Origin of the sequence: Candidatus Cyanaurora vandensis, from assembly GCF_013285555.1 — a bacterium.
GTDB lineage: Bacteria > Cyanobacteriota > Cyanobacteriia > Gloeobacterales > Anthocerotibacteraceae > Cyanaurora > Cyanaurora vandensis.
Genome location: NZ_JAAXLT010000228.1, coordinates 1 through 11,932 on the forward strand (window position 1 = coordinate 1; position 11,932 = coordinate 11,932).

The following is an 11,932-nucleotide window of genomic DNA, read 5'->3' on the forward strand; positions in this document are numbered from 1 at the left end:
ACCCCCAGCCCCTCCCCCGCAAGCAGGGTAGGGGAGCAAGAACTAGGAAGCTCTTCTGCCTTTTTCCACTGCCTTGGTCCCCCGTTCACGGGGCGGAGGGGCCTCTTAAAACGAAAACTCCAACCCCACCCGGAAGTTGGTCGGTGGCGAGACAATCCCTGGGGCGAACTTGATGGCACTCGAAGCGAGGACCGAGCGGTCATTAGTGAAGTTGAATACCCCCCCATTGAAGGTCAGCGACGGGCTGAACGGTACGCTAAAGGTGAAGTCCCACTTACTGTAGCCAGGGAAGTAGTAGGGACCGAATACCCCACGGGGTCGGAGACCCACTAGCTGACCAATGACGGCAGCGTTGAAGCTGGGCGAAGTATACTGCAAACTCACGCCCGTGGTGCTGAAAGGCACATCCACGGTTTGGTAGTTATAGTAGTAACCGGAGTTGAGATAGCTTTCCGTAATGCCAGACTCCCCTAGATTAATCGTGTCTTGAGTGTAATCACCTAGAGGACGGGCATCCACGATGGTGTGAGACGCTTGGAACCGCCAGAAGTCGTTGATTTTCCAGTTAAAAGATAACTCCCAGCCCGTACTCAAATACGAACGGGCATTGATGGTACTAAGGACTAGATCATCGTCAATAAATTCGTTATCCACATAGAGGAAGACGTTATCCTGAATCGCGTTGTTTAGGTCAGTACGGAAGTAAGTGGCACGAAATAGGGCATCGGGGCTAAGTAAGATGTCTAGCCCAAAATCGTAACTGGTACCTGTCTCTGCTTGGAGACCTGTGTTACGGATGTAGGTAGTAAGGCCAACAGAATCCCCTTCGCCATAGAGTTGTCGCAAGCCCGGAGCTTTATAGCTCTGTGACCAAGTTGCCCGTACTGCAAAAGGTTCTTGCCCACTCGCACCGCCAAAGTTGTAGCGAAAGCCAACTCCAGAAGTTAGAAAAGTACCATAGGACAAATCATTGGTCAGGCGCGTACCGATGTTGAGAATAACTGCACGGTCAAAAAACTGGAGGTCCTCAGTCAGATAAAGTGCCCAACGATTCGTCTCGCGGTCAGTGTAGATCAGCGTCTTCCCAATCGGGAGCACGATCCCAACGCCCTCATCTCCTGGCGTAGCTGTGAAGCGGAGCGTGGTGAACTGGAAGCCCGCATTCAATGTGTTGTTGGGGGCAAGTTGAGATTGATAGCGAACTTGGGTGTCAATAACCCGGTCACTCACGAACCTCGTGGAGACTGAGAAGTTAGAGTATATCGGTAGGCCAGTGTCAGGGTCTATGAAATCTATAAGCGGACCTCCATCTGGGTTGTCATAGAAAGTAGAGCTATAGTTGACCTGAGTGGTCAAGCTACTGAGTTCACTCAGTTTCCATTCCCAAATCACATTAAGAGCAGTGCTATCTTGAGCAAAGTCGCCTCGTCCTGAACGAAGGCTTAATTCTGATGGATTAGGGTTAGAACGAAGGGTTGAAGTTCTACATGCCACACTCTCTGTTCCCGGCGGTGTAACACCATATCCCTCAACGTTGTTATAGCTAGCAGGAAGGATGTTGCAAGAAGAGGTATTTGCCAAAGCGAGTGGACTACCAAGTCGGGAGTTCAACTGACTGACATTCACCGTAATTAAGTGGTCTTGACCGGGCTTGAAGATGAGCTTAGCGAGATAGAAGTCATTGAAACTGTACAGGCCGTTAGTTTCTCCGTTAATGGTAATTGGATTTTGGAGCCGGTCATTCTGTACTACGCCGGGGTAGAGAGGGTTTCGTTCACCAGTGGGAAGGATTAATGGAAGTCCGCCGATACCTATACCAACCGGCTCTTGATAAAAAGTGGTCGGGTACTTGTTGAGGACTGTCCGCCGTTCATACTGCAACTGGTAGGCGAAGTACCCCGGTAGCTGTTGCTCGTTCCCGTTTGCATCTTTGATACTCGTCCCGTCCGTGTTCTTGGCGACCGTCCCATTGCTCCCGGCATAGTCAATCAAGTACTGACTGTACCCAAAGCTCCCAAAGTTCACCGCCACGTTCACTTTTGGTGGTCCCTCGGGAATCTGGGTGATGACGTTAATCACCCCGCCAATCGCATCGGCACTGTAGCGAAACCCTGCACCTCCAGTGATAAACTCCACCCGCTCCACGTTGGTAACAGGCGTACGCCCTACATCCGCTGCCCGATTGTCCGAAGCCCGTGCAGTAGGCCGTCCGTCAATCAGAAAGATAAAACGGCTACTATCGAGGCCGCGCACAAACGTACTGTTATCGGAGTTGACCCCGCCCAGGGAGTCCACCTGAAAGAAGCCCGGAGCAAGTTTTAGTGCGTCCCCGACGGTCCTAGCCCCCACCTTCTTGATGTCCTCGCGGGTAACAACAAAAGTAGTCTGGGTGTTCTCCCGTTCCGTGGTGCGACGGCGGGTAGTTGTGACGGTAATTTCATCCAGTAGGTCTACGGGTCCATCATCCTCTTCCTCTTCCGGCGGGGTTTGAGCGATGAGCGGTTGCTGGAACTCTTCGGTGGGCGGCAGGGTGATGGTCTGGGGGGTAAGCTCAGGCGGCACCGCCATCTTGGGTACTATGCTGGTTTCCGTCGTGGGTGCGAAACTGCCCGTTACCCCGGCTAGGTCTTGGGCTAACCCGGTGGGTAGCGTCAGGCTCTCAGCCTGGGCTATCTCTTGGGCCTGTACGTTACCCAAATTTGCCAGTAGCAGTAGTGCGAAAAGCTGTGCTGCAACCCCGAAACGGCTACCGAGCCGTGTGGCGGTACGTCCATACCAATTAGTCATGACCACTCCTACCCTAAGTAAACACCACACCGAAGTTCAATCAAGGAGGGCAGAGGAGTCCTCCTGGTCGGTTTACAAGCTTTACGCTTTTTGACCGCCTACGGTACTCTACAGGGTGAAGGTTAAAGGAAGATGGTGAAAAGGTTAAGGCTGGGTTAAGGCGGAATATACGGAGAGAGGAGCAGTTAACAAGACCTTGCCCTCTCGTCTAGGACTGAAACGACCTCGACTCGTTTCAAGTCCTCTCATTGTTCCTCCCACGAGTCATTCCACTGATAGGACGGCACTCAGTAGATCCTGCCGTTACCGAGCAGTTTTAGGAAGTTAATGGTACGTGTATTAAAAGATTGCTCTTTGCCAGAGTATCCCCACGTTTCAACCGTGTAATCTTTCCCTCATTTTGGCTCTTCAGTCTACTTTTTAACTAATTTGCGCTCTGTTCCTCTAAGGCTTCTAGGGCATCCAGGATTACTTCCTCTTGTTCCAAGAAATCTTCTTCGGTGATGTCGCCTAGGTCAAAGGCAATCTGGATAGCAGTCAGTTCGCGTTGGAGGCGGCTTTTGTCGTCAGTGTCTACTTCGGCGGTCTCAAGAATCTCCTCGGCGATCCACATTAGACCGGAGACGGGCCAAGTCAGTAGTTGCCAGATCATCGCTCCCCCAAAATCGCAAAGTTATAGGGAGCGGTGAAATTGTTGTACCGAATCCGCAGACGGTCGCCGTAGTGGGCACCCAGGACTTCTACCGCTTGATCAAAAATCGGCTCCTGGTCCCAGGGAATGAGAAAAGCGCGGTTGTAGATCATCTCACGGGACATCAGATCGTTATCCTGGATGGCCCGCGCTAGAGGGTCTAGCTGCTGGTTGAAGTGCTGGGCGATCTGCTGTTGTTGTTGGTCCAAGGCGGATTCCACCAGACGACCGACGGCGATGGTCTCATCCATAGTCAGGACTCGCCCGCTGAGGGTCTCGCGTTGGGCACGGACTTGGGGATGGTGTTGGGCCAACTGTTGCAACTCCTGGTCTGGTTCCCAATAAACTTTTACGCCCACTTCGCGCATCCCGTCGAGTTTGATAAATAGTGCCCTTAAATCCTCACGGTGGTCTACCAACAGGTCAAGCTCCACTTGTTCCCAACTTGCTGCCACCAGACCAAACCGGAGGGGGAGGACTGTAAAACCTTGGTGCATCAACTGTTCCAGGACTTTTTCGTGGGTGAGGAGATTTTGGCGGCTGGTGCGGTACCGTTCACGGTCGGCGTGGCTATGGATGAAGTTAAATTCATCGAGAGCATGGAGTTGGACGGGATGTTGGTCAATGCCCAGTAAGTCAAGCGCATCAGGACCGGGACCCAGGAGCAGACCATAGAGGTAGTAACCCGTCATGTCCCGAGGCGGGGGGCGAGTTCCTGGTGGGCCTTTTCAAAATCAGCTTGGGTAATCAGGAGTTGACTGGCCTCTAGGGGCTGGCCCTCGTGGTCGCGGCGGTAACGTTGGATAGCGGCGATGGCGGCTTGGTTACTCAATAGGGACAGGTCGGCCCCACTCCAACCGGGTGTGCGGCTGGCCCAAGCTGCCAAGTCTACGTCTTCACCCAAGGGACGGCCCTGGTTATGGACTTGGAGAATTTGACAACGAGCGGGAGCCTCGGGGAGGTCCACTTGCAGATGTAAATCTAACCGTCCTGAGCGCAAAAGGGCCGGGTCAATGGCATCGGCGCGGTTGGTGGCCCCGATTAACAAAACCCCGGTGGCGGCGCGTACCCCATCCAACTCGGTCAAAAGTTGCCCAATCACCCGGTCAGCGACCCCACTATCGCCCGTGTTACTGCCCCGCGCTGGGGCTAGGGTATCAATCTCGTCAATAAAGACTACGCAAGGAGCCGCCTGCCGCGCTTTGGCAAAGAGTTCCCGCACCGCGAGTTCCGAAGCTCCGACCCAGCGGCTCAACAACTCTGGGCCGCTCACTCCGATAAAATTGGCCTTCCCCTCGGAGGCGACGGCCTTGGCGAGGAGGGTCTTACCCGTCCCCGGTGGTCCCGTGAGCAGTACCCCCCGTGGAGCCTGGGCGCGGGTGTGGGCATAGAGTTCTGGGTTGAGCAGGGCACCCTCGACGGCTTCTTTCAAAACTTGTTTGAGCGCATCTAAGCCCCCGATGGCGGACCAGGGGACGTTGGGGCTTTCGAGTTCTACGGAGCGCAGGACGGCGGGCTTGACTTGACTGAGGGCCAAGGCGAAATCTCTCGCCTCTACGGTCATCGGTTCCTGGGGAAGCTCAGTCAGGTCGGGCATCTGACGACGCAACGCGGCATAGGCGGCCTGCTGACAAACTCCCTTCAAGTCCGCCCCTACGAAACCCACACTCTGGTCCGCCAATTGCCGCAAGTCCACATCCGGGGCGAGGGGCATCTTGCGGGTCAGGATGGTCAAGATCTCCGCACGGGCCTTTTTATCGGGCACCCTAAACAAAACTTCGCGGTCAAACCGACCGGGGCGGCGCAGGGCCGGGTCGAGATGGTCCGGGCGGTTGGTGGCAGCAAGGACAACAACGCCTGCTTTCTGGGCAAAGCCATCCATCAACCCCAATAGTTGAGCGACGACGCGCTTCTCGACTTCGCCCTCAACCTTGCTGCGGTCAGGAGCTAGGGCATCAATCTCATCAATAAAAATCAGACAGGGGGCAGAACGTTCCGCCCGTTGGAAGACCTCACGCAGCTTAGTCTCGGCTTCACCATAAAACTTACCCATAATCTCAGGACCGACAATCGCAATATAGTTGACCCCTAATTCCTGGGCCAAGGCGCGGGCAGTCAGTGTTTTACCCGTCCCCGGTGGACCGACCAGCAACACCCCCCGTGGCGGCTCTAAGCCAAGCTGGGCCAAGAGTTCCGGGCGTTTGAGGGGCAACAGGACAAGCTCTCGTAGTTGGTGCAAAACGTCGCCCAACCCGCCCACATCTTGTAGAGAACAGTCTTCCTGGAGGGGGCTCGCGGTGGGCAGGGGCGTACGGATAGGTTCCGGTGGGCGCGGCGCGGTACGGGGGATACTCCCCTGGGGCGGAATGCTACTGAATCGGCGCACTTCGATATTCGCTTGGATACCTCCTTGATCGCCTTTTTCGGCGGCTTTTTCCTCTAACTTTTGGACGAGTTCGATCAATTCTTCCAATCCTTTAAACAATTCCATCACTGTCCCTAGTATTTGAGGTCCAACAACTCAAAGATGCCACGAGGCAACGGCGGCATCAAGACCGGGCTGGTCGGTGCGGTTGGCGTGGTCGGTGCAGGGGGGGCAGCCAAGCGGACGCGCTCTTGCATGTGTTGCTGGAGCGCGGTGAGATGGTCTTGGATGATCGAGCGGCGGAGGTCCATGCGGCGGATTTCATCTTCGAGGCGGGATTTTTCGAGGGCGAGTTTGTGTAATTCCAGATAGTTGGAGGCTGGAGTCTCGCGCCGGGGAATGGAACTGAGCTTGGGCCGGATGCGTCCGGCGTTGGGTCGCTTCTGCATGGGTTCCTCCTAGGCGGCGGGAAGTTGGGTCTGGAGCCGGACGAGTTCAGTTTCGAGGTGCGTGATCCGGCTGAGCAGTTGTTCGTTTTGCTGGGCCAAGTGCTGGGCCTGACTGGACAAGTGGGGGTCGGATTCCCACCAGTTGATGCCAATTTCGCGGGCTTTATCGACAGAGGAGATCAGGAGCCGGATGCGGATACACAACAACTCGACCCCGCCTACAGAGACTGTCACATCCCCAGCAATGACCACGCCCTTATCGAGGACACGCTCCAAAATATCGGCGAGGGAACTGCCCTGAGTGGCAGTGGGCATGGTGCTACGGCGGGCGGCGGGCGCAGAGAGGGTCATCCGGCTTCTCGTGGGTAAAAGATCAGGTGGTGGGCCAGGACTTTTTCAAAGGCAGCCAGGGTCACTTCGCGCTCGGCTTTAGACCGCGACAAGAGAACATCCAGGCAGATTTCGATGAACTGGGGGTTGCTGGGGTGGACCGGGACCTCATGCTGACGGCAGACCTGACCAATCATCAGACTGGCGCGGATACTCTGGGCTTGGTCCATCGCCACGGCAGTCCGAAACTCGCGCAGGATCTCGACTAAAAGACGGGCACTGTACTCCGGTAAGTTAGCGCGACTGCTGAGGATCATCACCTCAGTCTCCACATCCGGTTCGCCGAGATCCAACGTTACCATCCGGTCAATCAGGGCGTTCTGGGCTTGGTGGACCCCGCAGTATTCCTCGGGGTTGGAGGTAAAAATCGCCCGAAACTGGGGATGGACGCGCACATAGTCAGGACGGTCGCCCCGAGGCGGTAGGACAATCAAGCCCTCTTCCAAGGCTCCCAAGAGGACGTTGTTGACCTCGGGGCGCGAGCGGTTGAACTCGTCATACACCAGGGTCAGCCCCTCCCGGCAAGCAGTGGTCAAGCGAGAGTCTACCCAGTTCTGTTGCAGGTCGTCCTCCATCTTCATCACCGAGTGGATGTAATTATCCACCACTTGACGACGTTTGTACCCGGCTTGATTACCCACCAAGTCGGAGGATTTGAACTCGTCATCGCCATAGAGCAACATCACCGGGCGACCAACCAAGGAGGCGAGGTGCAACGCTAGGGTGGTCTTCCCGGTCCCGGCGGGTCCGCGCAGATGGATGGAATAGCCGCAGTGCAAAAAGCGCAAGGCCCGTTCGACTAGGCTCTCAATATAGGGCGTGGTCACGAATTGCTTGGAGCTTAACTGCAAAACTGTGGTCATTCCCCGGCCTCAAAACTGTCTAAATCCCCAAACTGTTCTATATTGCGCTGGGTAATGACCGTGGCTAACTGGCTCTGGAGGCTGATGAGGAGCTTGGAGCGGGTGTCTTCAGGCGGGGGCGCGTCGAGGACCGCCACCGGAAGCCGTTGGGTTACGCCCCAGACAAGACGGGTTAATTCCTGACGGCGTTGCTGGCTGGTCTGCCGGAAGTTTTGGGCCAGAGTAAAACGGGCAGTTTGGAGTTCTTGCTGTAATTTTTGGTTAGCTTGGACACGCTGGATCCGTCCGGTATGCAGGGCAATCCTGAGTTGCTGGGCTTGCTCTTGCAACGCTTGGCGGTAGGCTTGGCGCAGGGCAGCGACATCGGTGGTCAAGGCGGTATGTTGAGTTTGTAGCGTAGTTCTAAGGGTAGCGGCTTGCTCGGTGAGTTGAGCTAGGATTTCAGCGCGTTGTGTCCGGTATTGCTGGAGGCTAGTCTTGACGGCGTGTGCCCGTTGTTGGCTCTCTTGTTGACGTAGTTGACGAGCTTGTAACCATTCCTGTGCTAGGACCATCGGATATTCTCCCGGGTGAAATAAGGGGTGGGGACGGTCCCCACCCGGGGTGTCATTTAGACGGCAGGGGCAGCGGCGGTCGAGGTCAGACCCACGGCTTCGGCGTACTTGAGATAGGTTTCAACCGAAGCAATCACGATCCGCGCTTCAATGGCAATCAGTTCAATGCCGACGAGGGAAACCCGGACCCAGGCATCGATCACAATGCCCTTGTCCAAAATGCGGTCTACCACTTCAGCCAAACTTGAAGAAGAGTTGACTTTCTCAACAGCCATGTTTGTAATTCCTTTACGGGAGAGAGTATTACGTTTTTATTAAAACCTTCTCACCGCCTATGGCCTAGGGTGGTATCACGGAAAATAATATAGACATCTTCCGTAAGATAGAAAGATTACTCACTTAACTTTATCTAATCTTCATTGAGCAGGATTTAGAAGCGGGGATCAAGAGGGAACGGCGAAACTGCGGTTCCGAGTAATTACTTAGACAGCTAGGGACAGTACATCTGTAGAACAGCACATTCACGCTACAGAAATTATGGGATGAATTTCTCTTCAGAAGGGGTTGGGCTTTTCAGCTCGCCTTGGGGCAGCTGAGACTGACGTTCAGTGCGGTCCTGGCTAAGGACCGGGACTTCAGGGGCGGGAGCTAGAACTTCTTCAGTGGGTAGGGCCGGTGTCGTTTCAGGCACGGCAGGAACTGATTTACGGCGACGGCGCGGGGCGGCTTCAGGGGCAGCGGGTGCAACGGGGGGAGCCGCAGGGCGCAAGGCCGCACTCAGGCTCGGGAAGTTGAGGACGGGCTGACCCTTGAGGGCACGGTCCATGTAGCCTTTCCAAAGCGGGGCGACATGGGTACCGCCGGCGGTACCACTGGCGAGGGGGGTGTAGTTATCGTTGCCAATCCACATCACCGTCACCATCTGGGGCACGTAGCCCACGAACCAAGCATCCCGAAAGTCGCTGGTGGTCCCGGTCTTCCCCGCCACTGGACGTTTGTCGGCAAGCTGGGCACTAGTAGCAGTCCCGGAGGTGACCACCGCCCGTAAGACATCATTGGTCATGTCCACAGCCTTCGGGTCCAGGATGAGCTTGAGTTGGGGCAGGTTCCTGAGCAGGACGTTATTTTGACGGTCCGTCACCTGCACAATCGTGGTCGGCTTCACCCCAAAACCCCCATTGGCAAAACTGGCGTAGGCTCCCGCTAGCTCCAGGGGCGACACATCCACAGAGCCGAGGGTGACAGCGAGGTTGGGCTGCCAGTCCGCCCGCATCCCCAACTGTCGCGCCGTGGCAATTACGTTCTTGATGCCCACGGCCTGCCCAATCTTGACCGCCGGGACATTGCGGGAAAATTGGACAGCTTTACGGACCGTCATCCCGCCCCAGTAACGGTTGTCGTAGTTGCGCGGGGAGTATTTTTGAAAAATCCCGTAACTCACGGGCGCGTCCAGAATAAACGAATCCGGGGTGTACTTCCCCCGTGCAAAGGCTGTGTAATAGACAAACGGCTTGAAGGCGGAACCCGGTTGACGGCGCGACTGCACGGCCCGGTTGAACTGGCTTTTTTTGAAATCCACCCCACCAACCAGGGCCTTGACGTAGCCGGTGCGCGGGTCAAGACTGACCAAGGCCATCTGGGAGGCGCGGCGGCCCTGTTTCTGGAGACGAGCCACCCCGGACCTGACGGAGGCTTCCGCCATCTTTTGCAGGTCAATATCTAGCGTGGTCTGGACCTTGAGCCCGCCGCGTCGGAGGACTTCAGGACCGAATTTCTCCTCCAGTTCCCGCAGCACCACCGTGCTGGCGTAGGGGATTTCGAGGCGGAAGGAGCGGACCCGGCCCAATTTGAGCGGTTCTTTAAAAGCAGCGGCGGCGACCGTGGACGAGACGAGGTTCAGTTCCACCATCCGGTCCAGGACAAGTTTTTGACGTTCCTTTGCCCGTGCATAGTCATGGAAGGGGGAATAGTTCTCGGGAGCCCGCAGTAACCCCGCCATCATCGCGCCCTGAGCCAGGGTCAATTCGTTCGCGTGTTTCCCAAAATAGGTCAGACTGGCGGTCTCCGCCCCATAGTTGTTGTGACCCCAGTAGACCTGATTGAGGTACATCTGGAGGATCTCGTCCTTGCTGAAGTTGCGCTCCACTTCTAGGGCTAAAAAAGCCTCAGTTACCTTGCGGTCAAAGGACTTGGCGGGAGTGAGATAAACGTTCTTCACCAGTTGTTGCGTCAGAGTAGATCCGCCCTGAGCCGCGCGCCCTTCCTGGAGATTCGTTACCGCCGCCCGCAAAATTGTATCGAGACGGACCCCTTGATGGTTGTAAAACTGGTCGTCCTCAATCGCAAGAATGGCATTGATGAGATTGGGCGAGACTTCTGGGAGCGTGACCACCGAACGGTTGGCCTCACCGTGAATATTGGCAATGAGCCGGCCCTTAATGTCATAGATCTGACTGCTCTCACTAGGGCTGTAGCGTTCGAGGGCGGTCACATCGGGGAGGTTTTGAAAGCTCAACCACAGTCCAGCGGCAAATCCCGCCGCCCCGGTCCCCGCGACCAAAACCGCTGATCCCGCCCAGAGTGTGTACTTTACCCAAGTTGGACGACTCCGGCGCGGACGGCGTGGCGACATGACATCAATGGCGGGGCCTTCCTGCATGGCTGAATTATATCCCACTCGTCGTTCTGAGGTCGCCCCGGACTGTGAGCTACCTGGGCTGGCGACAATACCTGCACTACCGCTCACCTTACCGCTTAGATATCCCTTGGGGTTGGAAAGACCCGCGCAACACCTTCACCCTCCCGCTCTGGCTAGAACTCTTTCCCAGTGCCCGTGTCATCCATATCCACCGCGACAGTCCAGATGTGGCCCGCAGTCTCCTGCGTCGTCAGCAGCAAATCCTGGGGCGGCGGGCAGAGCGTTACCGATGGTTGCGCTCCTTGGGTTGGTTACTCCCCAAACCAAGACAGTTTACCGATACAGTGCGTTGCACCTCTTTGGCTGAAGGGATCCGTTTGAGCCTGGAATATGTCCAAGAAGCGCAAACCCATACTAGTAAATTAGGTCAGCAAGCCCTTACCCTGCGCTATGAGGACCTGCTCTTGGACCCCGTGACCCAGTTGCGGCAAGTGGCGGACTTTTGTGTTTTGCCTACCAACGAACGCAAATTGAGTGAAGCGGCCCAACTGGTAGACCGCAACCGCCTGGATCATTCAATCTCACGCCTATTGACAATCTCGGGTCCTAACTAAACTTCCTCGGGTTCTAAATCCACGGACTCCGTAACTAGCGTCACCCCGACGATGGCATCATCCCCATCGAGGCGTTGGACCCGGACTCCCGTAGCAGCGCGGGATTGGGTCGGGATATCTTGACCACTCTGCCGAATCACGATGCCCCGGCTAGTGATCAGCATGACTTCATCACCGGGCTGGAGGACGCGCAGCGCGGTCATTTGGTCGCCTTGGTTCTTGAGGGCAATGGCTCTAACCCCTTGTCCACCCCGATTTTGGGCTTTGAACTGGGCGGCGGGGACACGTTTTCCCTGACCGTTACGGGTGATGACAAGGACACAGGGTCCAGAGGGTAGGGCCGTTAGTTCGGTCTCCTCGCTCTCAACCTCAGGCACAACTTCGATTATCTCATTCGGCCCCTCTGCCGCTTCGCCCCAAGGTAGAATATCCATGCTCACCAAGCGGTCGCGGTCACTCTTGAGCTTCATGGAGCGTACTCCGCGCGCCGTGCGGCCCATGGAGCGCAACTGTTCGCTGTCATTATGAAAACGAATTGCCATCCCTGCTGCGGTCCCGACGAGAATATCCGACTGGCTATC

12 protein-coding genes are annotated in these 11,932 nt (G+C 56.1%); 1 reads left to right on the forward strand and 11 read right to left on the reverse strand.

Annotated elements, in window-relative coordinates; genetic code table 11:
• Positions 1-105: 105 nt before the first annotated feature.
• The 10 genes from HFM78_RS15835 to HFM78_RS15880 all read right to left on the reverse strand — a co-directional run bounded on the left by HFM78_RS15835 (position 106) and on the right by HFM78_RS15880 (position 10,758).
• Positions 106-2,787, reverse strand: coding sequence for a TonB-dependent siderophore receptor (locus HFM78_RS15835; protein WP_287130428.1), 2,682 nt, complete (start codon positions 2,785-2,787; stop codon positions 106-108).
• Between the two features lie 424 nt (positions 2,788-3,211).
• Positions 3,212-3,439 (reverse strand): gas vesicle protein GvpG, encoded by a 228-nt coding sequence (locus HFM78_RS15840; RefSeq protein WP_287130429.1) that lies wholly within the window; start codon positions 3,437-3,439, stop codon positions 3,212-3,214.
• On the reverse strand, positions 3,436-4,170 hold the full coding sequence (locus HFM78_RS15845) for a GvpL/GvpF family gas vesicle protein (protein WP_287130430.1): 735 nt from the start codon (positions 4,168-4,170) through the stop codon (positions 3,436-3,438). The genes HFM78_RS15840 and HFM78_RS15845 overlap by 4 nt, the downstream gene beginning before the upstream one ends.
• The gene (locus HFM78_RS15850) at positions 4,167-5,972 is read right to left on the reverse strand and encodes an AAA family ATPase (RefSeq protein ID WP_396033727.1); all 1,806 of its coding nucleotides are present in this window, start codon (positions 5,970-5,972) and stop codon (positions 4,167-4,169) included. Before HFM78_RS15850 ends, HFM78_RS15845 begins: the two co-directional genes overlap by 4 nt.
• Before the next feature lie 5 nt (positions 5,973-5,977).
• The gene (locus HFM78_RS15855) at positions 5,978-6,292 is read right to left on the reverse strand and encodes a hypothetical protein (RefSeq protein WP_287130432.1); all 315 of its coding nucleotides are present in this window, start codon (positions 6,290-6,292) and stop codon (positions 5,978-5,980) included.
• A 9-nt stretch (positions 6,293-6,301) separates the two neighbouring features.
• Positions 6,302-6,643 (reverse strand): gas vesicle protein, encoded by a 342-nt coding sequence (locus HFM78_RS15860; protein ID WP_287130433.1) that lies wholly within the window; start codon positions 6,641-6,643, stop codon positions 6,302-6,304.
• Positions 6,640-7,545 (reverse strand): gas vesicle protein GvpN, encoded by a 906-nt coding sequence (gene gvpN / locus HFM78_RS15865; protein ID WP_287130434.1) that lies wholly within the window; start codon positions 7,543-7,545, stop codon positions 6,640-6,642. Before gvpN ends, HFM78_RS15860 begins: the two co-directional genes overlap by 4 nt.
• A complete protein-coding gene (locus tag HFM78_RS15870; RefSeq protein ID WP_287130435.1) occupies positions 7,542-8,099 on the reverse strand; it encodes a hypothetical protein in 558 nt (185 codons plus the stop codon). The genes gvpN and HFM78_RS15870 overlap by 4 nt, the downstream gene beginning before the upstream one ends.
• Before the next feature lie 56 nt (positions 8,100-8,155).
• Positions 8,156-8,374: a gas vesicle structural protein GvpA gene (gene gvpA / locus HFM78_RS15875; RefSeq protein ID WP_287130436.1), complete on the reverse strand. Its 219-nt coding sequence runs from the start codon at positions 8,372-8,374 to the stop codon at positions 8,156-8,158.
• Between the two features lie 260 nt (positions 8,375-8,634).
• Positions 8,635-10,758, reverse strand: a complete 2,124-nt coding sequence (locus tag HFM78_RS15880; RefSeq protein WP_287130437.1) for a transglycosylase domain-containing protein — start codon at positions 10,756-10,758, stop codon at positions 8,635-8,637.
• Positions 10,759-10,802: 44 nt separating this feature from the next.
• Here HFM78_RS15880 and HFM78_RS15885 point away from each other — a divergent pair, with 44 nt between their 5' ends.
• On the forward strand, positions 10,803-11,351 hold the full coding sequence (locus HFM78_RS15885; RefSeq protein WP_287130438.1) for a sulfotransferase: 549 nt from the start codon (positions 10,803-10,805) through the stop codon (positions 11,349-11,351).
• On the opposite strand, the gene HFM78_RS15890 is transcribed toward HFM78_RS15885, so the two are convergent.
• Positions 11,348-11,932: DNA gyrase C-terminal beta-propeller domain-containing protein (locus tag HFM78_RS15890; protein WP_287130439.1), on the reverse strand; the 585-nt coding region annotated here is incomplete at its 5' end. The genes HFM78_RS15885 and HFM78_RS15890 overlap by 4 nt on opposite strands.

What these genes read in the sequence shown, in the direction of transcription:
- HFM78_RS15855 (WP_287130432.1), bottom strand. Translation starts at nt 6,292, where the DNA reads ATGCAGAAGCGACCCAACGCCGGACGCATCCGGCCCAAGCTCAGTTCC.
- HFM78_RS15870 (WP_287130435.1), bottom strand. Translation starts at nt 8,099, where the DNA reads ATGGTCCTAGCACAGGAATGGTTACAAGCTCGTCAACTACGTCAACAA.
- HFM78_RS15880 (WP_287130437.1), bottom strand. Translation starts at nt 10,758, where the DNA reads ATGCAGGAAGGCCCCGCCATTGATGTCATGTCGCCACGCCGTCCGCGC.
- gvpN (WP_287130434.1), bottom strand. Translation starts at nt 7,545, where the DNA reads ATGACCACAGTTTTGCAGTTAAGCTCCAAGCAATTCGTGACCACGCCC.
- HFM78_RS15860 (WP_287130433.1), bottom strand. Translation starts at nt 6,643, where the DNA reads ATGACCCTCTCTGCGCCCGCCGCCCGCCGTAGCACCATGCCCACTGCC.
- HFM78_RS15835 (WP_287130428.1), bottom strand. Translation starts at nt 2,787, where the DNA reads ATGACTAATTGGTATGGACGTACCGCCACACGGCTCGGTAGCCGTTTC.
- gvpA (WP_287130436.1), bottom strand. Translation starts at nt 8,374, where the DNA reads ATGGCTGTTGAGAAAGTCAACTCTTCTTCAAGTTTGGCTGAAGTGGTA.
- HFM78_RS15840 (WP_287130429.1), bottom strand. Translation starts at nt 3,439, where the DNA reads ATGATCTGGCAACTACTGACTTGGCCCGTCTCCGGTCTAATGTGGATC.
- HFM78_RS15845 (WP_287130430.1), bottom strand. Translation starts at nt 4,170, where the DNA reads ATGACGGGTTACTACCTCTATGGTCTGCTCCTGGGTCCCGGTCCTGAT.